Source organism: Fundidesulfovibrio sp. YSD1 (assembly GCF_055397115.1).
Window position 1 is genome coordinate 275,625 of record NZ_AP043666.1, and the last position, 18,850, is coordinate 294,474.

19 protein-coding genes, 1 tRNA gene and 1 other RNA gene are annotated in these 18,850 nt (G+C 67.2%); 8 read left to right on the forward strand and 13 right to left on the reverse strand.

Going from position 1 to position 18,850, the window contains the following annotated elements; all coding sequences use genetic code 11:
* Positions 1–146 precede the first annotated feature (146 nt).
* From ACZ5V4_RS01345 to ffs, 3 genes are all read left to right on the forward strand, one after another.
* Positions 147–911: an enoyl-ACP reductase FabI gene (locus ACZ5V4_RS01345; protein WP_464316384.1), complete on the forward strand. Its 765-nt coding sequence runs from the start codon at positions 147–149 to the stop codon at positions 909–911.
* A 56-nt stretch (positions 912–967) separates the two neighbouring features.
* Positions 968–1,061 (forward strand) — tRNA-Ser (locus tag ACZ5V4_RS01350).
* An 8-nt stretch (positions 1,062–1,069) separates the two neighbouring features.
* An RNA gene (ffs, locus tag ACZ5V4_RS01355) (signal recognition particle sRNA small type) lies at positions 1,070–1,165 on the forward strand.
* Between the two features lie 21 nt (positions 1,166–1,186).
* Here the strand turns inward: ffs and ACZ5V4_RS01360 are convergent.
* From ACZ5V4_RS01360 to ACZ5V4_RS01370, 3 genes are read right to left on the reverse strand one after another with little or no spacing between them, the layout of a single operon-like run.
* Positions 1,187–1,822 carry a hypothetical protein gene (locus ACZ5V4_RS01360; RefSeq protein WP_464316385.1) on the reverse strand — a complete coding sequence of 212 codons (636 nt, stop codon included), beginning with the start codon at positions 1,820–1,822 and terminating at the stop codon, positions 1,187–1,189.
* Positions 1,823–2,617, reverse strand: a complete 795-nt coding sequence (locus ACZ5V4_RS01365) for a class I SAM-dependent methyltransferase (RefSeq protein WP_464316386.1) — start codon at positions 2,615–2,617, stop codon at positions 1,823–1,825.
* A complete protein-coding gene (locus ACZ5V4_RS01370) occupies positions 2,617–3,222 on the reverse strand; it encodes a DedA family protein (RefSeq protein ID WP_464316387.1) in 606 nt (201 codons plus the stop codon). The genes ACZ5V4_RS01365 and ACZ5V4_RS01370 overlap by 1 nt, the downstream gene beginning before the upstream one ends.
* 143 nt (positions 3,223–3,365) lie before the next feature.
* On the opposite strand from ACZ5V4_RS01370, the gene ACZ5V4_RS01375 reads away from it, so the two are divergent.
* The gene (locus tag ACZ5V4_RS01375) at positions 3,366–4,076 is read left to right on the forward strand and encodes a TIGR02453 family protein (protein ID WP_464316388.1); all 711 of its coding nucleotides are present in this window, start codon (positions 3,366–3,368) and stop codon (positions 4,074–4,076) included.
* Positions 4,077–4,190: 114 nt separating this feature from the next.
* On the opposite strand, the gene ACZ5V4_RS01380 is transcribed toward ACZ5V4_RS01375, so the two are convergent.
* From ACZ5V4_RS01380 to rsfS, 3 genes are read right to left on the reverse strand one after another with little or no spacing between them, the layout of a single operon-like run.
* Positions 4,191–4,433, reverse strand: a complete 243-nt coding sequence (locus ACZ5V4_RS01380) for a hypothetical protein (protein WP_464316389.1) — start codon at positions 4,431–4,433, stop codon at positions 4,191–4,193.
* Positions 4,434–4,436: 3 nt separating this feature from the next.
* A complete protein-coding gene (gene gpmI, locus ACZ5V4_RS01385) occupies positions 4,437–5,975 on the reverse strand; it encodes a 2,3-bisphosphoglycerate-independent phosphoglycerate mutase (protein ID WP_464316390.1) in 1,539 nt (512 codons plus the stop codon).
* The gene (gene rsfS / locus ACZ5V4_RS01390; RefSeq protein ID WP_464316391.1) at positions 5,972–6,373 is read right to left on the reverse strand and encodes a ribosome silencing factor; all 402 of its coding nucleotides are present in this window, start codon (positions 6,371–6,373) and stop codon (positions 5,972–5,974) included. Before rsfS ends, gpmI begins: the two co-directional genes overlap by 4 nt.
* A 132-nt stretch (positions 6,374–6,505) precedes the next feature.
* On the opposite strand from rsfS, the gene ACZ5V4_RS01395 reads away from it, so the two are divergent.
* Positions 6,506–7,810 carry a phenylacetate--CoA ligase family protein gene (locus tag ACZ5V4_RS01395; protein WP_464316392.1) on the forward strand — a complete coding sequence of 435 codons (1,305 nt, stop codon included), beginning with the start codon at positions 6,506–6,508 and terminating at the stop codon, positions 7,808–7,810.
* 9 nt (positions 7,811–7,819) lie between these two features.
* Entirely contained in the window at positions 7,820–8,251 is a 432-nt protein-coding gene (locus ACZ5V4_RS01400) for an ACT domain-containing protein (protein WP_464316393.1), read from the forward strand.
* Between the two features lie 216 nt (positions 8,252–8,467).
* Here the strand turns inward: ACZ5V4_RS01400 and ACZ5V4_RS01405 are convergent, their stop codons facing one another.
* From ACZ5V4_RS01405 to clpS, 4 genes are all read right to left on the reverse strand, one after another.
* Positions 8,468–9,259 (reverse strand): M48 family metallopeptidase, encoded by a 792-nt coding sequence (locus ACZ5V4_RS01405; protein ID WP_464316394.1) that lies wholly within the window; start codon positions 9,257–9,259, stop codon positions 8,468–8,470.
* Positions 9,260–9,298: 39 nt separating this feature from the next.
* Positions 9,299–11,476: a HAMP domain-containing methyl-accepting chemotaxis protein gene (locus tag ACZ5V4_RS01410; RefSeq protein ID WP_464316395.1), complete on the reverse strand. Its 2,178-nt coding sequence runs from the start codon at positions 11,474–11,476 to the stop codon at positions 9,299–9,301.
* 207 nt (positions 11,477–11,683) lie between these two features.
* Positions 11,684–13,981, reverse strand: coding sequence for an ATP-dependent Clp protease ATP-binding subunit ClpA (clpA, locus tag ACZ5V4_RS01415; RefSeq protein ID WP_464316396.1), 2,298 nt, complete (start codon positions 13,979–13,981; stop codon positions 11,684–11,686).
* Positions 13,982–14,296, reverse strand: a complete 315-nt coding sequence (clpS, locus tag ACZ5V4_RS01420) for an ATP-dependent Clp protease adapter ClpS (protein ID WP_464316397.1) — start codon at positions 14,294–14,296, stop codon at positions 13,982–13,984.
* 182 nt (positions 14,297–14,478) lie between these two features.
* Between clpS and ACZ5V4_RS01425 the strand changes: the two genes are divergently transcribed.
* Positions 14,479–15,051 carry a UbiX family flavin prenyltransferase gene (locus tag ACZ5V4_RS01425; protein WP_464316398.1) on the forward strand — a complete coding sequence of 191 codons (573 nt, stop codon included), beginning with the start codon at positions 14,479–14,481 and terminating at the stop codon, positions 15,049–15,051.
* Positions 15,052–15,117: 66 nt separating this feature from the next.
* Positions 15,118–15,846, forward strand: coding sequence for a metal-dependent hydrolase (locus ACZ5V4_RS01430; protein ID WP_464316399.1), 729 nt, complete (start codon positions 15,118–15,120; stop codon positions 15,844–15,846).
* A gap of 101 nt (positions 15,847–15,947) precedes the next feature.
* Here the strand turns inward: ACZ5V4_RS01430 and ACZ5V4_RS01435 are convergent, their stop codons facing one another.
* The 3 genes from ACZ5V4_RS01435 to uvrC all read right to left on the reverse strand — a co-directional run bounded on the left by ACZ5V4_RS01435 (position 15,948) and on the right by uvrC (position 18,752).
* Positions 15,948–16,109, reverse strand: coding sequence for a hypothetical protein (locus tag ACZ5V4_RS01435; protein ID WP_464316400.1), 162 nt, complete (start codon positions 16,107–16,109; stop codon positions 15,948–15,950).
* 71 nt (positions 16,110–16,180) lie between these two features.
* The gene (locus ACZ5V4_RS01440) at positions 16,181–16,867 is read right to left on the reverse strand and encodes a methyltransferase domain-containing protein (RefSeq protein WP_464316401.1); all 687 of its coding nucleotides are present in this window, start codon (positions 16,865–16,867) and stop codon (positions 16,181–16,183) included.
* Positions 16,868–16,922: 55 nt separating this feature from the next.
* A complete protein-coding gene (gene uvrC, locus ACZ5V4_RS01445) occupies positions 16,923–18,752 on the reverse strand; it encodes an excinuclease ABC subunit UvrC (protein ID WP_464316402.1) in 1,830 nt (609 codons plus the stop codon).
* Positions 18,753–18,850: the final 98 nt, after the last annotated feature.

The following is an 18,850-nucleotide window of genomic DNA, read 5'->3' on the forward strand; positions in this document are numbered from 1 at the left end:
CTCGTGCCGACCGAGCCTCTCGTCCGCAAGGACGGGGGGCTTTTTTACGCCGCGTCCACTTTTTCGCAATGTGACCCAGGTCATTGCTTCGCGGCGCAGGCGTGTTATGAAGAGCATTCACTATCCTGATTCCAAAGGAGGGGGGAATGCTCCTCGAAAACAAGAAAGCCCTCATATTCGGCGTGGCCAACGACCGCTCCATCGCCTACGGCGTGGCCAAGGCCTTCAAGTCCCACGGGGCCAGGCTGGCCTTCAACCACCCCGGCGAGGCCATCCTCAAGCGCCTGGAGCCCATATCCGAAGAGCTCGGCGGCGATTTCATCTTTCCTTGCGACGTGACCAGCGACGAGCAGATCGCGGAAGCCGCCGCCCTCGTGGCCGAAAAATGGGGCTCGGTGGACGTGCTCGTGCACTCCGTGGCCTACGCCAGCCAGGACGACCTCAAGGGCCGCTACGTGGACACCTCCCGCTCGGGCTTCGCCCTGGCCCTGGACGTCTCGGCCTTCTCGCTCGCCGCTCTGTGCAAGGGCTTCGAGAAGCTCCTCTCCCCCGACGCCTCGGTGATCACCATGACCTACCTGGGCTCGGAGAAGGTCATCACCTCCTACAACGTCATGGGCGTGGCCAAGGCCGCGCTGGAGTGCTCAGTGCGCTACCTGGCCTCGGACCTCGGCCCCTCGGGCGTGCGCGTGAACGCCATCAGCGCGGGCCCCATCAAGACCCTGGCCGCGTCGGGCATCTCGGGCTTCAAGAACATCCTGCCAGTGGTTGAGGAACGCTCGCCGCTTCGGCGCAACGTCACCCAGGACGACGTGGCGGGAACGGCGGTCTACCTGGCTTCCGGGCTCTCCGGCGGTGTGACCGGCGAGGTGATCCACGTGGACAGTGGATACAATATCATGGGGATATGAAAAAACGCTTGCCAAGCGGAGCCGGAAACTATAACTAACTCCGTCTCGCGGCTAACGGAGAGGTGACCGAGCTGGCCGAAGGTGCACGATTGGAAATCGTGTGTAGCGGCAAAACCGTTACCGAGGGTTCGAATCCCTCCCTCTCCGCCACTAGCATTTCAAGGAAGCCAGGCGGCGAAGGCGCCGCCAACCCCGCCAGGCCCGAGAGGGAGCAACGGTAACGGTTGCTTTTGGGTGCCTGGTTTCCTTCAAAGGCCCGGATTTCCGGGCCTTTTTTATTTCCCGCCGAATATCGCGCGCGAAACGCGCCCCACGGCCCGGCAGTAGCGCCAGTCGATGAAGCCGCACACCGCGGCCCCGGCCAGGGGGATGGATTTGAGCATCAGCCCCGGCAGCTGCTGGCTCCCCTGCCCCAGGATGCGCATGCCCACGCCCGCGCCCACGTCAGCCGCCAGCTTCTCGGCGAGCTGCGCCGCCCCGCGCTCCAGAAGCGCGGTGGCCGCCTTCACGCCCACGCCCTTGAGCGCCTCCACCGCGCGCCTGCCCGCGAGCGAGATCCCCACCAGCGCGCGCACGCGCGGCGAGCGGATGTCGTGGCCGTAGACCAGGGCCACGGCGGCCGCCAGGCGGGCCTGGTAGGCGAAGGAGGCGTAGGCGTTGGCCGGAACGGCCACGGGCAGGGTGAGAAGCCCGCCAAGGTTGGTCACGGCGGTGCTCACGGCGTTCTTGCGCGATTCCCTGGCGATCAGCGCGGCCACGCGCTCGTGGTTGTCCGCGAAGGAGCCGTCGCCAAGGTAGCCCACGGCCAGCTCCCAGGACGACGCGAAGGGCGGCAGCCCCTCGATGCCCCGGTCCACCACGGACTCGAATATCTCCCGTGCCTTCGCGCCAAGCGTGCCCATGCCTCTCATCTAATCCCCGTTCGCGTCGAGGCAAGCCCCGCCCTGCTTCGTGGCCACCACGAGCATCTCGTAGTCTTCGGTGGTGAGCGCGTGCTCCCTGCTGAAGGCCCCGAGCCTGGCCCCGAAGATGCCGATGGAAGCGAACCCCAGCGACTTGAGCAGCCAGGTGATCTCGCTGGGCACGTAGTAGCGTTCGTTGCAGTCGAGCGTCTTCACGTTGCCGAGGTCGTCCTCGAAGGTCACCGCGTTGTAGTCGCGGAAGGTCATGAGGTCGAACCTGGACGACTCGCAGGCCGAGTTGCCCTCCTGTTGCCCGGCGTTCAGGAAGTCCTTCACGCTGTGGAAGAGCGGGAAAAGGCCGTTGAGCGTCGTGAAGACGAACTTCCCGCCCGGATCGAGCGCACGGGCCGCGCCGCGAAGGATCTCGAAGTTCATCTCGTCGGTCTCCATGAGCGAGAAACCGCCCTCGCAGAGCATCACGGCAACGTCGAAACCGCCCTGAAAAGGCAGGTCGCGCGCGTCGTGGAGCCTGAAGTCGACCTCGAGCCCCTCTTCGCGGGCCTTTTCCCGCGCCCGCCCGATCTGCGCGGCGGACAGGTCCACGCCCAGCACCCGGTAGCCGCGCCGCGTGAGCTCCAGCGCGTGCCTGCCCGTGCCGCAGCCGATGTCCAGGATGCGCCTGGACTTGTCGAAGCCCATCTCGCGCTCCAGAAAGTCGCACTCCCCGGCCGTGCCCTGGGTGAAGCTCTCGCGGTCGTACTTGCGGGCGTAGTTCTCGAAAAGCTCCTCGTACCAGCGCTTCATCACTTCTCCTCACCGGCGGGACCGCCCGCCTCGTCCTTCGGTTTCCTGCCCTGCTCGCGCCTTCTCCTCCAGAGCCACACTCCCGCCCCGGCGCAGGCCAGCAGGACCAGGGCGGCCTCCTCGTAGCGCTTGAGGTCGTCGAGGGCGGCGTTCAGGGCCCCGCCGAACAGGTACCCCGCCCCGCACATCACCAGCGACCAGGTGAGCGCCCCCAGTGCGTCGAGCGCGGCGAAGCGCCACGCGCCGATCTCGCTCATGCCGATCACCGCCGGTCCCGCCACGCGAAGCCCGTACAGAAAGCGCAGCATGAGCACCACCAGCGACCTGTAGCGGGCCACGAGCCCGTCCACGCGCCTGACGTGCCCGCCCACCGAGGGAAAGCGGCGCACGAGCCACGGCCCGCGGCAACGGCCCAGGTGAAAAAACGCCTGGTCGGCCGCAAGCCCCGCGGCGAAGCCCCAGAACACGGCCAGCGGGAAGCTCAAATACCCCTGGTGCGCGGCGAACCCGGCCAGCAGAAGGATCGTCTCGCCCTCAATCACGCTGCCCGCGAAGACAGCCAGATAGCCGTACTGGGCCAGCAGTTGCGTGGGGGAAAACGGCATGGGCACTCCTTGCGGCCGCCCGCCCGGGGCGGACGCTTCTCCCACCATACGCGGCCGACGCCGTACCGCGCAAGCTCTCCCGCAACCGGATGGATTTTCCGGCTCCCGGCCTGTACAAGCCCTGAAACACCAAGGGGGAGCACATGAAGTCCGCCGGTTTCACCGGATTCAGGCCCGAAGGCCCCGCGTTCCTCGCGGAACTCCTGCGCCTGCAGGACAAGGGCGACTACGACGGCGCGCGCGAGTTCTTCAACCGCGAGAAGGCCGTGCACGAGCGCGAGCTCAAGGCCCCGCTGGGCGCGCTGATGGAAGAGGTGGCCGCCAGGCTTCAGGCTGAAGGCGTGCCCCTGAAGGGCGACCGCAGGTCGTCGCTCTTCCGCATCAACCGCGACGTGCGCTTCTCGCGCGACAAGAGCCCCTACAAGACCCACTCCGGCGCGGTGCTCACCCCCACCGGGTCGCGCAAGGAGCAGGGCGTGCTCTACATGCACGTCTCCCCCACTGGCTGCCTGATGGCCGCGGGCTTCTACCGGCCCGAGCCCGGCGAGTTGGCCAAGCTGCGCGCGCACATCAGGGAGTACCCCGGGCGTTTCAGGGAGGTCGTGAAGGCGCTGGCCTCGAAGGGGCTGTCGCTCGACGCGGACGAGACGCTCAAGCGCCTGCCGCGCGGCTTCGAGGACGTGCACGACGAAGACCTGGCGACGGCCGTGAAGCTCAAGGGCTACACGGTGATGAAGCCGCTGGAGACGGACGAGGTCATGGACGCTTCGCTGGTGGACAAGCTGGCCGGGTTCGGCATGCAGGTGCTGCCGCTCCTGGAATTCGGCTGGGAGGCGCTGAGGAGAGAAGAGTAAGAGGCCTCCGGCGGCCAGAGAAGGCGCCGCCCTCTCTGGACTCTCCCGCCAGGGGCAGCGCCTGCCCCTGGACCCGGCTACAGCTTCGCGGGTTTCACCGGTGAAAAGAAGGAATTACAGGTAGTCCGGGTCGATGCCGGCCCGGCCGTTGGAGGTCATGAGTTTGAGGAACCGGACGGTCTTCTCGTCCGCCGGGACCACCGGAAAACGCTGGTGGCAGGCGTCGCACTGGGCCATGGTCGGCTTGGTGGGCGCGATCAGGGGCACCTCGCGCACGCAGAACGGACACGGGTACAGGTAGACCAGCTCCAGCCCGCAGGGCTTCACCGGGGTCAGCGGCTTCTTCTTCTCCGACACGCTCTACTCCTCCAGCAGGGAACTGCCGGTCATGGCCTTAGGCTGGGCGAGCCCGGCCAGTCCGAGGATGGTCGGCGCGATGTCCGCCAGCTTTCCGTCCTTGAGTTTCGCATCCTTGCGCGCGGGGTCCACCAGGATGAGCGGCACCACGTTCAGCGTATGCGCGGTCATCCTGCCGCCGCTGGCGTCGATCATCTCCTCGGCGTTGCCGTGGTCCGCCGTGACCAGCACGCGCCCGCCCGAGGACAGCACCGTGGACACGATGCGCCCGACGCACTCGTCAACGGCCTCGCACGCGGCCACGGCCGCGTCCAGGATGCCCGTGTGCCCGACCATGTCCAGGTTGGCCAGGTTGCACACCGCCAGGTCGTAGCCCTTGGCCCAGGCCGAGACGAAGGCCTCGGTGACCTCGCGCACGCTCATCTGGGGCTTCAGGTCGTAGGTGGCCACGTCGCGCGGGGAAGGCACCAGCACGCGGTCCTCGCCCGGGAAGGGCTCCTCGCGCCCGCCGTTCAGGAAGTAGGTCACGTGGGCGTACTTCTCGGTCTCCGCGATGCGCAGCTGCCTGAGCCCCGCGCCGGAATAGACCTGGCCCAGGGTGTCGATGAGCTCCTCGGGCGCGAAGGCCACGGGCAGCCCGAAAGTCGAGTCGTATTCGGTCATGGTGGCGTAGACCGAAAGCTTGGGGACCTTCGCCCGGGGGAAGGCGTCGAAGTCCCGGGCGATGAAGGCGCTGGTGATCTCGCGGGCGCGGTCCGCCCGGAAGTTGAAGAAGAACACGGCGTCGCCGTCCCGCACCAGGCCCAGGGGCTTGCCGTCCGGGCCTTCCATCAGGCGCGGCTTCACGAACTCGTCGGATTCGCCGGCCGCGTAGGCCTGCTCCACGGCCGCCACGGGGTCGCGGGCCAGCTCGCCCTCGCCCGAGGTCAGGGCGGCGTAGGCCTGGGCCACGCGGTCCCAACGCTTGTCGCGGTCCATGGCGTAGAAGCGGCCGATGACCGAGGCCACCTTGCCCGCGCCTGTGCGCTCCATGGCCCGCGCGAGCTCGCGCACATAGCCAGAGCCGCTCTGGGGAGGGGTGTCGCGGCCGTCCATGAAGCAGTGCACGAGGATCTCGGCCACGCCCGCGCCCTTGAAAACTTCAAGCAACGCTTCAACATGGCGCTGGTGGCTGTGCACGCCCCCATCCGAGAGAAGCCCCATCAGGTGCAGCCTCCCGCCGGAGGCCTTGACCCTGGCGGCCACGTCCAGGAGCGTGGGATTGGACCAGATGGAGCGGTCCTCGATGGACACGTCGATGCGGGTCATGTCCTGGTAGACCACGCGCCCCGCGCCGATGTTCATGTGCCCCACCTCGGAGTTGCCCATGAAGCCCTCGGGCAGGCCCACGGCGCGCCCCGAGCACTTGAGCGTGGCGTGCGGGTACTCGCCCGCCAGGGCGTCGAGGTAGGGGGTCTTGGCGCAGGCCACGGCGTTGCCCGGCCCGGCCGGAGCCATGCCCCAGCCGTCCAGGATCAGAAGCAGGGTGCGGGAGGCGCTCACTGGCCCTCGCCTTTCTTCTCGGCCGGGGCTTCCTCGGGCAGGGTGATCTGGACGCCCTCGGCCCAGAGGCCTTCGATGTTGTAGAACTGGCGGGCGTCCTCCTGGAAGATGTGCACGATTACATCGTTCAAATCCACGAGGACCCACTGTCCGGTCTTGTAGCCGTCCATGCCGAGGAAGGAGACGCCCTCGGCGGCGCATTTCTCCAGCACGTGGTCGGCCATGGCCTGGGCCTGGCGCACGTTGGCGGCCGTGGCCACCATCATGGCCTCGGTGACGCTGCAGACCTTGTTCACGTCCAGGGCGGTGACGTCCTTCGCCTTTTTCTCGCGCAGCCAGGAGGCCACCAGGCGGACCTTGTCGGCGGTGGGGATGATCGGTTTCTTGCTTGTTGTCATATGTGTTTTCCGTGCCCCTTCGTACAGACTTTGACCGCCGCCCGCAAACGCAATTTGCCCGGGCTTATTGACGCGCCCGCCAGCATTCGGGCACTAATCGCCAGACGCGCGCAAGACGGAGGTGACGCCCATATGATCTACGACGTGGAACTGGAGACCCTGCCCAGGGAAGACCTGGAAGCCCTGCAACTCGGCCGGCTCAAGTCGCTGGCGCAACGCGCCTACGCCAACGTGGGCTTCTACCGGCAGAAGTTCGACGAGAGGGGCGTGAAGCCCTCCGACATCCGTTCGCTCTCGGATCTCAAGCTGCTGCCTTTCACCGAAAAGCAGGACCTGCGCAACCACTACCCCTTCGGGCTCTTCGCCGTGCCCAAGGAGAACGTGGTGCGCATCCACGCATCTTCCGGCACCACGGGCAAGTCCACGGTGGTGGGCTACACCCACCGTGACGTGCGCAACTGGGCCAGGCTCATGGCGCGCTGCTTCGTGGCCTCCGGCGCGTCCGCCAAGGACGTGATCCACAACGCCTACGGCTACGGCCTGTTCACGGGCGGGCTCGGCGCGCACTACGGCGCGGAGGAACTGGGCGCAACCATCGTGCCCATCTCCGGCGGCGGCACCAAGCGCCAGGTGATGCTGCTCAAGGATTTCGGCCCCAACGTGCTCTGCTCCACGCCCTCCTACGCCCTGGTGCTCCACGAGGCCGCCATGGAGGCGGGCGTGGACATCAAGGGCCTGCCGCTGCGCATCGGCATCTTCGGGGCCGAGCCCTGGACCGAGGAGATGCGCCGGGAGATCGAGGAGAAGATGGGCATCAAGGCCATCGACATCTACGGCCTCTCCGAGATCATGGGGCCGGGAGTGGGCATCGAGTGCGACGTGGCCCAGAAGGGCCTGCACATCATGGAGGACCACTTCCTGGTGGAGATCATCGACCCCGACACCGGCGAGGTGCTGCCCCCGGGAGAGATCGGCGAACTGGTCATCACCACCCTGACCAAGGAAGCCCAGCCCCTGATCCGCTACCGCACCCGCGACATCAGCAAGCTCGACGTCGTGCCCTGCCGCTGCGGACGCACCTTCGCGCGCGTGCACCGCATGATGGGCCGCTCCGACGACATGCTCATCATTCGCGGCGTGAACGTGTTCCCCAGCCAGATCGAGTCGATCCTGCTGGAGACCGAGGGCCTGGCCCCGCACTACCTGCTGGTGGTCAAGCGCGAAGGCAACCTGGACACCCTGGAGGTGCAGGTGGAGGTGGACGAGAAGCTCTTCTCGGACGAGATCAAGAACCTCCAGCGCATCGAGGGCAAGATCATGAAAAACATCAAGGACTACCTGGGCGTCACCGCGCAGGTGAAGCTCGTGGAGCCCAGGAGCATCCAGCGTTCCGAAGGCAAGGCCAAACGCATCCTCGATCTGCGAAAGCTGAACTAGGGGGAACCCATGAAAGTCGAACAGATTTCCATCTTCCTGGAGAACCGGGCCGGACGCCTGGAGGAAGTCACCCGCATCCTCTCCGAGTGCGGGGTGAGCATCCGCGCGCTCTCCCTGGCCGACACCTCGGACTTCGGCATCCTGCGCCTGATCGTCTCCGACCACGAGAAGGCCAAGAAGGCCCTCAAGGAGAACGGCTTCACCGTGGGCCGCACCTCCGTGGTGGCCGTGGAGGTGGACGACCAGCCCGGCGGCCTGAACACCATCCTCCAGATCCTCTCCAAGGGCGGGGTCAACGTGGAGTACATGTACGCCTTCGTGCAGCAGAGCTCCAAGACCGCCATCATCGTCTTTCGCTTCGACAAGACCGACCAGGCCATCGAACTGCTCGGCCAGAAGGGGATCAAGATCATCCCCGGCGACGTGCTGTACAACCTGTAGGGCGCGTGACGCCTGGCCGCGGGGCCAGGCCGCGATGAAAGCATTGGGCCCCTTCCGGCTTACGCCGGAAGGGGCCCTCGAATTTTGCGGCGGGGTTGGCGCCGCCTGCCTGCTGGCGCATCGCAGGCACTTCGTTCGCGGTGCGGGCAGCATGGCGAACGGCTCCATCCGCCACGGGCGAAAGGCTCAAGGCGGCCGGGGCGCGGTAGCGGCCTGCTAGCTCCCGCTTCGCATGGCGCGGATCTCGGCCATGTCCTTCTTGATGCGCTCGATGCGCTTGCCGTCGGCCGGGTGCGTGGAGAGGAACGCGAATCCTTTATTGGCCTGGGGGTTTTTGCTCATGTTCTCCCAGAAGGCCACGGCCGCGTTCATGTCGTAGCCCGCCTTGTCCATGAGGTGCAGGCCGATCTTGTCCGCCTCGAACTCCTGCTTGCGGCTGTAGGGCAGCATGACCCCCAGGTTGGAGCCGTAGCCCCAGATGGTGGAGGCTATCCTGCCCAGGCGCGGGTCCTCCTCGCTCATGACGAAATCCAGGATCACGCCGCCGAGCTTCGCGCCCATCTCCATGGTGGCCCGCTCCGCGCCGTGCCGGGCCAGGGCGTGGGCCACCTCGTGGGCGATCACCGTGGCCAGCTGGTCCTCGTTGCGCACGTACCTGAAGAGCCCGCTGTAGACGAAGATCTTCCCGCCCGGCAGGCAGAAGGCGTTGGGCACGGCGTCGTTGTCGATGACGTGAAACTCCCAGTCCATGCCCTTGGCCCCGCTGGCCCGGGCCACGCGCTCGCCCACGCGGCGCACGGCCTGGGTCATGGCCTGGTCCCGCGATATCTTCTCGGAACGCAGGATGTCCTGGGCGGCCTGCGCGCCCATGGCCTTCTCCTGGCTTTCGGAGATCACGATGAGCTGCTTGCGGTCCGTAACGGGCGCGGAGTCGCACCCGGGCAACAGCGCCGCGCACAGGAGCAGGGCGGCGAGGGCGTACTGTAGAGCGAAACGGGGTTTCTTCATCAAGGTCGTCGCCTTCGAAAGGGTTTTGCGTCCCGCGCCTTACCGCAGCGCGGACCTTCCGGCCGGGGCCAGGGCGCGCGCGCCGGAATCGTCGCCCGAGCGCATGCGCTCGATGAGCCTGGTCAGCTCCGCCGTCTGCCCGGCGAGCTCGGCCACGGCCTGGGAGGCCTGGACCATGGCCTGGGCCGTCTCCGAGGAGATGGTGCTCACCTCCTCGATGGAGCGGCTGATCTGCTCGCTGGCGGCGGACTGCTCCTCGGAGGCCGTGGCGATGGAGCGCACCTGGTCCGTGGCCATGTCCACCAGATGGACAATTTCGTTCAAGGATTCTCCGGACTTGCCCGCGAGCCCCGTGGAGTCCTGGATGGCGCGCACGGCCGCGTCCACGTTGGCCATGTTGGTGCGCGCGCTCTCCTGGATGCCCTGGATGGCCTCGCCCACCTCGCGGGTGGCCTGCATGGTCTTCTCGGCGAGCTTCCTCACCTCGTCGGCCACCACGGCAAAGCCGCGCCCGGCCTCGCCCGCGCGGGCGGCCTCGATGGCCGCGTTCAGGGCCAGGAGGTTGGTCTGGTCGGCTATGTCGCTGATGACGTTCATCACCGCGCCGATGCCCTCGGCGCGCACGCCCAGGGCGGCCATGTCCTCCTTGAGGGCCAGGGCCTGCTTCTGCACGGCGCCGATGCCGTCCACCACCTGCCCCACTATCGCCGCGCCGTCCTGGGCCTGGCCCCGGGCGCGGCCCGAGGTCTCGGCGGCCTCGGCGGCGTTCTTCGCCACCTCCAGCACGGTGGCGTTCATCTGGTCCATGGCCGTGGCCGTCTCGGAGACGCGCGCGGACTGCTGCTCCGCTCCCCGGCTGGACTGCTCGATCTGGGCCGAAAGCTCCTCGGAGGCCGAGGACGTGACCTCGGCCACGCGCTGGAGCATCACCGCCGCCTCGAGCATGGCGTCGCGCTTGGCCAGGGCGTCCTGCTGAGCGGCCTCGGCCTCGGCCATGGCCTGGCGGGCGCGCTCGGCCTCGCGCGAGGCCTCCTGGGACTTGGCGTCGGCCTCGCGGATGCGTTCCTTCAGGTTGCCCACCATGGTGCGCAGGCTGTCGGCGAGCCGGCCCACCTCGTCGCCCTGGCGCACGTCGAGGCGCCCTTCCAGGTTGCCCGAGGCCACCAGGTCGGCGTAGGCCACGCTTATCAACAGCGGGCGGGTGATCAGCCTGGTCAGGTACACGGCGATGGCCACGCCCAAAATCAGCGCCGCCACCAGGCCCGCGACCATCACCGAAGACGCTCGGGAGAGGTCGCCCACGCCCTGGTCCGCGATGGCGCGCGTGGTGGAGATGCCCGCCGCTGCCGTGGCCTTGGCGGCCTCCAGAAGCTCCTCGCCGGCCTTGGCGCTCCTGGTTTCGAGCTGCTTCAGGGCCTTCCAGTCCACGAGGAAATCGTCCACGGCCTTGTTGTAGCTCGCGAGCGACTCCTGCACGTCGGACAGGGCCTTGAGGTTGGTGGCGGTGAAGGTCTTGTCCTTGAGGTATTCGAGCAGCGCGTCCATCTTGCCGAAGTTGCCGAGGGCCTCCTCGATGATCTTGGGGTCGTCCACGGCCTGGGACTTGAAGTTGCGGACGCGAAGCTCGGTGCCGAGTTCGATGATGCCCTGGAGCTTGGCGATCTTCTCCCACCTTTCCAGGATGATGCCCTGCAGGGCCGCGTTCTTGATCTCGTTCTCGAACTGGCTGCCCTGGTTCTCCATCCAGGTGTGCGCGGCCGCGACGTAGGCAGCAGCGGTCTCGTCCATGCGCTTGCGCTGGGCCGCCAGGCCGGTGATGCGCTTCTGCGTCTCGACGCCCAGGGCCGAGTATTCGTCGAGCTTCTGCCTGGCGGTCTGGGCGTCCTTGTTCAGCCGGACCAGGCCGGGATAGGCCTTGGCGTGCTCCTGGGCCTTGGCGATGTGCTTGTCCAGTTCGGAGAGCTCCCTGAGCGCCTGCTCCCGGAAGGCGGGCGCCTCGCTCATGGCGTAGCCGCGCATGGCGTACATGGCCTGCTGGGCGGAGCGCTCCAGGTTGTTGGCGATCTCCACCTCGGGGACGTACTCCCCGGCCATGCGCGCCGCGTTGTGCCCGACCGAGTTCATGCTCCACACGGCCATGCCGCCGAGCACGCAGGAGATAAGGATCAGGATGCCGAAACCGAGCCCGATCTTCAGGCCGACCTTCATGTTCTTCATGCGAAATTCCCCACCGCGAAACCGAACGGATGCCCGGGGCGGCACGCCCCGGAGGCCGTCACATGCCCAATTTGTCCCGCGAAGTAAATCACACAAACGTCAATTCACCCCCAAAAAAAGCTTGATTGAAAACGATTCCGGGAAGTTGCCCCAAAACAAAGAAGGCCCGCGCCGGGCGCGGGCCTTCGGACAATTCGAGCCGCGCCGTTAGCGGCGCGCGGAGTCCTTCTCCTTGGCGCGAGGTTCGAAGACGAAGGCGAGCGCCGCCTCGGGCCCGGCCTCGCCCTCCCCGGGTTTTTCGGCCACGTCCACCTTGGCCGTGCCGCCCTTCTGGAGGGAGCCGAAAAGCATCTCGTCGGCCAGGGGGTCCTTGATTTTCTCCTGGATGAGCCTGGCCAGGGGCCTCGCCCCGTAGGCCGGGTCGAAGCCGCGCTCGGCCAGCCAGGCCAGCGCCGCCGGGGTGAGTTCCACTGAGGCCTTGCGCTCCTTGAGCTGGGCGTTGAGCTCGGCCACGTACTTGCCCACGATCATCTCCATGACCTGGGGCGAGAGCTGCCTGAAGCTGATCGTCGCGTCCAGGCGGTTGCGGAATTCCGGGGTGAACAGCCGCTCCAGGGCCTTCTGCCCCTGGAAGGCGGTGTCCTCGGGCTTCTGCTGGCCGAAGCCGATGGACTTGGAGGCCATCTCGCGCGCCCCCGCGTTGGAGGTCATGAGCAGAATCACGTGGCTGAAGTCGGCCTTGCGCCCGTTGTTGTCGGTGAGCGTGGCGTAGTCCATCACCTGGAGCAGGATGTTGAACATGTCCGGATGGGCCTTCTCGATCTCGTCGAGCAGGAGCACGCAGTGGGGGTTCTTGCGGATGCCGTCGGTGAGCAGGCCTCCCTGGTCGAAGCCCACGTAGCCCGGAGGCGCGCCGATAAGGCGCGCCACGGCGTGCTTCTCCATGTACTCGCTCATGTCGAAGCGCATGAAGTGGATGCCGAGCACCGAGGCCAGCTGCTTGGCCAGCTCCGTCTTGCCCACGCCCGTGGGGCCGGTGAGCAGGAAGTTGCCCGTGGGCTTGCCCGCCTGGGAGAGCCCGGCGCGGGAGCGCTTGATGGCCTTGCAGAGCACGTCGATGGCCTCGTCCTGGCCGAAGATGAGCTTCTTGAGCTCCTCGTCCACGCCCGCCAGGCGGTTGCGGTCGTTGGCGCTGACGCGCTGGGCCGGGATGCGGGCCATGCGCGAGACCACCTTCTCCACCTCGTGCACGCCCACGACGTTCTTGCCGGGCTTGCCCGAGAGCCTGAAGGCCGCCCCGGCCTCGTCGATGACGTCGATGGCCTTGTCGGGCAGGTAGCGGTCGTTCATATGCCTGGCCGAGAGCTCCACCGCGCTTTTCAGGGCCGCCGGGGTGTACTGCACGCCGTGGTGCTCCTCGTAGTGGGGCTTCAGGCCCTTGAGTATCTCCACGGCCTCGTCCTGGGTGGGCTCGCGCACGTCGATCTTCTGGAAGCGCCGGGACAGCGCGCGGTCCTTCTCGAAGTGGTTGCGGTACTCCTCGTAGGTGGTGGAGCCGATGCAGCGCAGGTCGCCCGAGGCCAGAACGGGCTTCAGGATGTTGGAGGCGTCCATGGTGCCGCCGCTGGTGGCGCCCGCGCCCACGATGGTGTGGATCTCGTCCACGAAGAGAATCGCCCCGGGCTTGGCTTTGAGCTCGCCCAGCACGCTCTTCATGCGCGCCTCGAAGTCGCCCCGGTACTTGGTTCCGGCCAGAAGCGCGCCCATGTCCAGGGCGTAGACCTCGGCGTCCTTGAACACCTCCGGCACGTCGCCGGAGGAGATGCGCAGGGCCAGGCCCTCGGCCAGGGCGGTCTTGCCCACGCCGGGGTCGCCTACGTAGAGCGGGTTGTTCTTGCGGCGGCGCGCCAGCACCTGGATGGTGCGGTCGAGCTCCTCGCCGCGCCCCACCAGGGGGTCGATGCGGCCCTCGCGGGCCTTGGCCACCAGGTCCTGGGTGAACTGCTCCAGGGCGCTCTCCTGCTTCTTGCCGGGCTCGGAGGGCTTGGCCGCGCCCCCGGCCTCGGCTTCCTCCTCGGCGCCCTGGCCGTGGGCGATGCACTCGAGCACGTCCAGGCGGGTCACGCCGTGGGACTTCAGGAAATACACCGCGTAGGAGTCGTCCTCCTCGAAGATGGCGGCCAGCACGTCGCCGACCTCCACCCGGGTCTTCCCGGCGGACTGCATCTGCATGATGGCCCGCTGGAGCACGCGCTGCACGCCCATGGTCTGGACGACCTCGGTGGCCTGCTCGCTGGGCAGGACCTCCATGTGTTCCGCGAAGAAGCGTTCGAGCTGGTGACGCAGCTTGACCACGTTGGCGCCACAGCTGATGAGTATGGACTTGCCGCTCTCCTCCTGCACGATGGCGTGCAGCAGGTGTTCGAGCGTCAGGTATTCGTGGTTGCGCCGCTTTACTTCCTTCACCGCGTTGGTGAGGACACGTTCCAGTCTTTTTCCGAGCATCTATTCCTCTTCCATGGTGCACTTGAGCGGATATCCGCCCCTGCGGGCCAGCTGGCGCACGGCCACGACCTTGGTCTCGGCCACCTCGGCGGTGTACACGCCGCACACGCCCACGCCGTTCTTGTGCACGGCGAGCATGATCCTGGTGGCCTCGTCCTCGGCCTTGTGGAACACGGTTATGAGCACCTCCACCACGAACTCCATGGTGGTGTAGTCGTCGTTGTGCAGAAGCACCTTGTATTTTCTCGGTTCCCGGACTTCCTCGTCGAGTCCGGTCCCGAACTCCGATTCGTCCTGATGCATGGGGTCGGTCATATGGAGAACTCCGCCGCGTGGCTCGCGGCACGGCTTTTTCAATAAGTCCTCGGTGCGCGTTGTCGAGTGGCGCGCCCCCGGGATACCACCTCGGCCTTTACCGTCTACTGAAAAACGCAAGGCCCCGCAAGGAGCGCAAAAGCCCGCTGGACATTGCAGGAAGCCAGGATATAGTCGCGGCCATGACGAGAAAACGAATCATCCTGGCCGTGACCGGGGCCTCGGGGATGCCCTACGCGCTCTCCCTGGCGCGCGAGCTCTCCCGCAACCCGGAGACGGAGCTGCACCTGATCGTGTCCGAGGCCGCGAAAAAGGTCCTCGAGCTCGAATCCGACACCGGCGCTGACGAGCTTGCCGCCATGGCCCACGCCGCCTACTCCCAGAACGACCTGGCCGCCGGGCCCGCGAGCGGCTCCTGGCGGCACGCGGGCATGATCGTCTGCCCGTGTTCCATGGCCTCGCTGGCCGCCATCGCCAGCGGGCTGGGCTCGAACCTGATCCACCGCGCGGCCGACGTGACCCTCAAGGAGGGCCGCAAGCTCGTGCTCGTGCCGCGCGAGGCCCCCTTCAACGAAATCCACCTGCGCAACATGCTCTCGGCCAGCCAGGCCGGGGCGCGCATCCTGCCCGCCTGCCCGGGCTTCTACGGCAGGCCCGAAACCATCGGCGAGCTGGCCGACTTCATCGCCGCGCGCGCCCTGGACCTCCTGGACGTGCCCCACGGGCTGGGCAAGCGCTGGCAGGACGACAAATAGGCCGCCGCATACCGACAACACCGGCCCCGCGCCAGGCGCGAAGGGCCTCGGCACCGGGAGGACGCCATGAGCAACGAACTCACCTGGAACGGCCACTCCAACTTCACCCTGAAGACCGACGGACTGACCTTCCTCATCGACCCCTTCTTCGACGGCAACCCCACCGCCGCGCTCTCCTCCCGCGACCTGGGCAAGGTCGACTACGTGCTCGTGACCCACGATCACGGCGACCACGTGGGCCAGGCCGTGGAGATCTGCAAGGCCACGGGAGCCAAGCTCCTGGCCATCGTGGAGACCTGCGCCAAGCTCGTGGGCCAGGGCCTGCCCCAAGGCCAGGTGGTCAACGGCATCGGGATCAACATCGGCGGCACGGTGAGCCTGGGCGGGGTGCGCGCCACCATGGTCCAGGCCGTGCATTCGAGCGAATCCGGGCTGCCCGTGGGCTACATCCTGACGCTCGGCAACGGCTACACGCTCTACCACGCGGGCGACACGGGCATCTTCGCCACCATGGAGATCTACGGCAAGCTCTTCCACATCGACATGGCGCTTCTGCCCGTGGGCGGAACCTTCACCATGGACGCCCGCCAGGCCGCCGTGGCCTGCAAGATGCTGCGCTGCGCCAAGGTGCTGCCCATACACTGGGGGACCTTCCCCGTGCTCGAGAAGAACACGCGGGCCTTCGCCCTGGCCCTGGACGACCTGGGCGTGGACACGCACCTCGTGGAATGCAAGCCCGGCCAGAGCGTGACGCTGGAAAAGGCGCTCTTCAACGAGGATTGCGGCTGCGACTGAGGCCGCGCGCCACGGACTCGAGGCCTTGGGCGCTTGCGCGGAAAATGTTCGGCTTCTTGCGGACACCGGGCCTGGAAGGGGCCCGGCACGTGATGTGCTGGCTAGGGGCGCGCCGCGCCCCTGGCGGCGTCCCTGAGGGCGACCGTGGAGGACTGCTGGCCGGCGTGGTTGGCGGGGACTTGCGAAATGGCCGGGCCGAATATCAGCAGCAGCAGGATGGCGACAAGCGGCGCCAGAGCCAGAAAGGCGCGCAGGGTAATCATGGTGTCCTCCGGGGAAGGGGATGATTCGACACTCTAACCTGTCCGGACGGACGTGGGAAGAAAAAAGTGGATTATTTGTAAAGCCGCAAATATTTCCGCGGCTTTTCATAACCCTCGATTATTGTTGAAAGCATTTCCACCTGCCAGCGATCCCTGAAGAAATCCAGGACGTAATCGAGCACAAGCACGTCGCCGCCCCGGATGTACTTCGCCGGGTAGTGCCGGAGCATGGCCTCCGGAGTGGAGCCCAACTCCTTGCGGATCATGTAGGATTTCTGCACCGAGAGGACCAGCTCCTTCTCGGAGAGCGTCTCCAGGAAGGCCAGGGTGCGGGGGACGAAGCCCTCGCGCACGAAGGTCTTGCCGATGAACTCCACGAGCATGGCCATGTCGAAGGTGCGCCCGGTCAGGCAGTTGGGCGAGACCTCGATGTCGCAGGACACGAACTCCACCCCGTCCAGCCCGAAGACGTCGCGCAAGAGGGCCCCGCCCTCGAGCACGCGCTCCTCGCGGTCCACGGCCAGCACGCTTTTCGCGCCGAGCCTTTTGGCCTCGAAGGCGAAGAAGCCGAAGTTGCAGCCGAGGTCCACCACGGTCTTGCCCTTGAAGTCCACCTTGCGGAAATCCTCCAGGCCCTGGGGGTCCAACGGCTCCGTGCCCTGGATCACCGGGCAGTAGGTCTCGTCGTAGATGGTGCGGTAGACGTGCTCGGGGTCGAGGCCGGACACGAGCTCGCGCAGCCTCTGGAAGCGGGGCATGAGGTCTCCTTGGCTTGGCGTGACACGGCGCGGATACAGATTTTTACCGGGAAAATCAATGCGTCCCATCACCCTGGAAATGCGTAAACACCACCCGGGCCTTTTTCGGCCCGAGCCCGGCCACTCCCAGAAGCTCCTCCAGGGTGGCGGCGCGCATGGCCTCCAGGGTCTTGAAGCGCTCCCAGAGCAGCTTGGCGATGTTCGGGCCCACCCCGGGGATGGAGAGCACCTCGCTCTTGAGCGCCGTTTTCCCCCGGGCCTGGCGCTGCCTGCCGATGACGAAGCGGTGCGCCTCGTCGCGCAGGCGCTGCAAAAAGAGCAATTCCCGGCTGCCCGGGCGAAGCGCGATGGGGTTCTTGCGGCCCGGGCGGAAGATCTGGTCATCCATGGCGTTCTTGCTCCGGCCCGATTTGGCGATGGAGGCGAGCTCCCACAGGCGCGGGAACCCGGCGTTCTCCAGGGCGCGCTCCACCGCCGCCAGCTGGCCCTTGCCGCCGTCGATGAGCACAAGGTCCGCCCAGGGCTCGCCAGCAGCCAGACGCCGCTCCACCCACCCGGCCAGGGCCGCGTAGTCGTCGCCCGAACCCTCCAGGCCGGGCATGGAGTACTGGCGGTAGGAGCCCTTGTCGAAGCGCCCGCCGTCAAAGACCACCATGCCCACGCGCACGCCCTTGCCGCCCAGGTGGGAGACGTCCACCGTCTCAATGCGCCCGATCTCGCGGCCCACGTGCAGCTTGCGCCCGAGGAGCGCGGGCGCGGACTCCTCCTCGCCCTTGGCCCGGCCCTCGGCCGTAGCCCGGGCCGCGTTGGCCGAGGCGATCTCCAGAAGCCCGGTCTCCTCCGGTGATTTCGGCCCGGACAGAACTACCCTGCCCCCCCGGCGCTCGGCCAGGGCCTCGGCCACGGTGGCCACGGCCTGCGGCCCCATGAGTTCCAGGAGCCGCGCGGGCAGGAGCACCCTGCCCGGCACGAAGCTCTCCGGGCGGTAGTACTGGGTGAGGAAGCTCGGCAGGGCGTCGGGAAGCTCCTCCTCGCCGAATTCCGGCCAGAAGAAGTTGGCCCGGTCCAGAAGCCTGCCCTGGCGCACGAAAACCACCGAAAGCCCCATGCCGCCCCCGGCCGCGAACACGTCCAGGGCGTCGAGGTCCGCGTGGTTGGGCAGCACGGCGGCCTGGCCCTCGATGGTCGCGCGCATGGCCTTGATCAGGTCGCGAAGCTCCGCCGCGCGTTCGAAGGCCAGGGCCTCCGAGGCCTCCGTCATCTCGCGCTCCAGGCGCTTGAGCACGTCGCCCGAGCGCCCGGACAGGAAGGCCTCCACCCTGCGCACCAGCACGGCGTAGTCCTCGCGGCTGACGTAGCCCACGCACGGGGCCAGGCACTGGCCGATGAAATGGTACAGGCAGGGCCGCACACGGTTGGCGAAGCTCGAATCGCGGCACTTGCGCAAGGGAAAGAGCCTGCCCAGCTCCCGCCAGGTCTTGCGCGCGGCCTGGGCCGAGGTGAAGGGGCCGAAGTAGGTGGAGCCGTCGCGCACCACGCGGCGCGTGAAGGCGATCTTGGGGAACTCGTGGGTCTTGTCGAGCTTGAAGAGGATGTGGCTCTTGTCGTCGCGCAGGACGATGTTGTAGCGCGGCCGGTGCTTCTTGATCAGGCTCGCCTCGAGAAGCAGGGCCTCCTTTTCCGTGGCCGTGACCAAGACGTCCACGCCCGCCACCCTGGCCACCAGGGCGCGCGTCTTCGGGTGGGCGACCTCACCCCGGAAATACGAGGAGAGGCGCGAGCGCAGGTTCACGGCCTTGCCGACGTAGATGACCTTCCCCTGGGCGTTTTTCATGAGGTAAACGCCGGGGTCGGTGGGGAAGTCCCTGGGAATGAACTCGAACATGTCCGCAAGGATGCACTCAAGCGGCCCGCTCCACAAGCCCCCTGCGTCTTGCCCTCCGGGCCGCAAAAGTGTACGGGGGGAAGCCAACCGGGTGGAAA

Bases quoted from the DNA above. Each gene is read 5' to 3' on its own strand.
- ACZ5V4_RS01345 (WP_464316384.1), top strand. From the start codon at position 147: ATGCTCCTCGAAAACAAGAAAGCCCTCATATTCGGCGTGGCCAACGAC.
- ACZ5V4_RS01360 (WP_464316385.1), bottom strand. From the start codon at position 1,822: ATGAGAGGCATGGGCACGCTTGGCGCGAAGGCACGGGAGATATTCGAG.
- ACZ5V4_RS01365 (WP_464316386.1), bottom strand. From the start codon at position 2,617: ATGAAGCGCTGGTACGAGGAGCTTTTCGAGAACTACGCCCGCAAGTAC.
- ACZ5V4_RS01370 (WP_464316387.1), bottom strand. From the start codon at position 3,222: ATGCCGTTTTCCCCCACGCAACTGCTGGCCCAGTACGGCTATCTGGCT.
- ACZ5V4_RS01375 (WP_464316388.1), top strand. From the start codon at position 3,366: ATGAAGTCCGCCGGTTTCACCGGATTCAGGCCCGAAGGCCCCGCGTTC.
- rsfS (WP_464316391.1), bottom strand. From the start codon at position 6,373: ATGACAACAAGCAAGAAACCGATCATCCCCACCGCCGACAAGGTCCGC.
- ACZ5V4_RS01395 (WP_464316392.1), top strand. From the start codon at position 6,506: ATGATCTACGACGTGGAACTGGAGACCCTGCCCAGGGAAGACCTGGAA.
- ACZ5V4_RS01400 (WP_464316393.1), top strand. From the start codon at position 7,820: ATGAAAGTCGAACAGATTTCCATCTTCCTGGAGAACCGGGCCGGACGC.
- ACZ5V4_RS01405 (WP_464316394.1), bottom strand. From the start codon at position 9,259: ATGAAGAAACCCCGTTTCGCTCTACAGTACGCCCTCGCCGCCCTGCTC.
- ACZ5V4_RS01410 (WP_464316395.1), bottom strand. From the start codon at position 11,476: ATGAAGAACATGAAGGTCGGCCTGAAGATCGGGCTCGGTTTCGGCATC.
- clpA (WP_464316396.1), bottom strand. From the start codon at position 13,981: ATGCTCGGAAAAAGACTGGAACGTGTCCTCACCAACGCGGTGAAGGAA.
- clpS (WP_464316397.1), bottom strand. From the start codon at position 14,296: ATGACCGACCCCATGCATCAGGACGAATCGGAGTTCGGGACCGGACTC.
- ACZ5V4_RS01425 (WP_464316398.1), top strand. From the start codon at position 14,479: ATGACGAGAAAACGAATCATCCTGGCCGTGACCGGGGCCTCGGGGATG.
- ACZ5V4_RS01430 (WP_464316399.1), top strand. From the start codon at position 15,118: ATGAGCAACGAACTCACCTGGAACGGCCACTCCAACTTCACCCTGAAG.
- ACZ5V4_RS01435 (WP_464316400.1), bottom strand. From the start codon at position 16,109: ATGATTACCCTGCGCGCCTTTCTGGCTCTGGCGCCGCTTGTCGCCATC.
- ACZ5V4_RS01440 (WP_464316401.1), bottom strand. From the start codon at position 16,867: ATGCCCCGCTTCCAGAGGCTGCGCGAGCTCGTGTCCGGCCTCGACCCC.
- uvrC (WP_464316402.1), bottom strand. From the start codon at position 18,752: ATGTTCGAGTTCATTCCCAGGGACTTCCCCACCGACCCCGGCGTTTAC.